Genomic DNA, 1,594 nt, shown 5'->3' on the forward strand with positions numbered 1-1,594 from the left:
AAGTCCTACAGCCATTGCCTACTCGCCTGACTTCTTTCCTGATTGATCCCCCGCACAGTTCCCGCGCCTAATTTTTTTGCGCGAGGGAACGCTCATGTTTGATCCGCTTATTCAGTCCACTTCGCCCACCCGTGTGCGTTGATGGAAGCCGTCACCCGCATCGAGCAAGCACTCGACAGCTTTCCCGGATCCCTCAGTCTTTACCGCGAACAGCTCAAGCATTGGGCCAGTCGAGCGGCGGACGAGATCAGCCACGCCGCAGATCTGCCGTCGCTGATGGGCATGGAGCGGATCATTCGCTTCGGCTCCGATAGCACGGCCGTCAGCAGCACTGACAACGAATTTTTCTCAGGTGTCGTCCAGTGCCCGAAGGGCGGGTTGATGCAGATCGAGAGCAAGTTCGAGTCGGTGTACGACATTCCGCTCGGCAACATCGTGGTCGATGTGATCGCCATGGACGGTGGCGCAACCACCCCCATCACCCTTGATGCGCAAGGCAAGGGCTCATTCAAAGGAATACCTGGCAAGTTCTACCGGGTGCAGGTGCACAGCGATGTCACTCCGGGTCAGGTCGAGGACCTTTTCAAAGCTTATGACGGCCTGACCGATGAGCTGGATGGCTGGCTGCGCAGTGAGTGGAAGGGTTTCAAACCGCAGTGGTCGCAGTCGGTGGCGACGGCGGCAGGCAACGGCATGCTCGCCGGGAGTTGGGCAGCTATCGAGGGGGTCTGGGACAGCATTGGCTTGCTCTCGGACATTCTCAAGGATCCCGGCCAGTTTGCTGAGCGCTTGGGCAGTGGCGCGGCGGATCTGATCGAGCTGGCGAAAACTGCGCCCGACGTCATGGAGAAGCTGCAACTGCTGGTCAGTGACGAGGCGGCGCTGTGCTTATTGCTGCGCACTGCCAGCCTTTGGCTGGAGATGCTGCCGCCCAGTGAAATCGCCGGCAAAACCGCGGAAGTGGCGTCGATGATGATGGTGCAACTGCTCATCGATGTGCTGATCAGCATGGTTTTAACGTTTGTCAGTGGCGGCGCAGGGATCGCTTATCTGACCCTGCGTCTGGCGGACCGCGCCGTGCAATTGCTGTCGGCGGTGAAACATCTGGTGAAGGCGATGTTCGGCATCGTCGCAGGCTTCATCAAATACGTCGATCAATACAAAACCGTTGCCGCCCGTGGTATCGCCGCCGGGGTGAAAAAGGGCCGGATGCAATTGCGCTGGGATGCGCAGCGCAACACCTTGTTGAAGAAAGACGAGCATCACGACGACTCGCCGGATCAGGCGAAAAACCCCAACGGCGACAGCGCTGATTGCGTGCCGCGCACCTGCACCAACGGTTGCCCGGTGTCGATGGTCACCGGTGAAGAACTGCTGACCCTGAGCGATGCGCTGCTCGATGGCGTGTTGCCATTTGAGTTCACCCGGTTATATCGCTCCAGTGCCGCCGAGATTGATGTCGGGCTTGGGTTTGGCTGGAGCCATTCGCTGGCGCATCGGCTGGAGTTTTTCGCTGATGAGGTGGTTTGGGTCGATCACGAAAACCGCCGCACCCGCTTTCCGTTGCCGAGTAGTGAGCGGCCAGCGATTCACA

General features: G+C 59.3%; 1 protein-coding gene. It reads left to right on the forward strand.

The window, feature by feature from the left end; genetic code table 11:
- Positions 1 to 141 precede the first annotated feature (141 nt).
- A partial coding sequence (locus M9827_RS06055; RefSeq protein WP_250604188.1) for a DUF6531 domain-containing protein occupies positions 142 to 1,594 on the forward strand: 1,453 nt, incomplete at its 3' end.

The sequence above is a fragment of the Pseudomonas sp. AKS31 genome, from assembly GCF_023634765.1.
In the GTDB taxonomy this organism is placed as follows: Bacteria; Pseudomonadota; Gammaproteobacteria; order Pseudomonadales; family Pseudomonadaceae; genus Aquipseudomonas.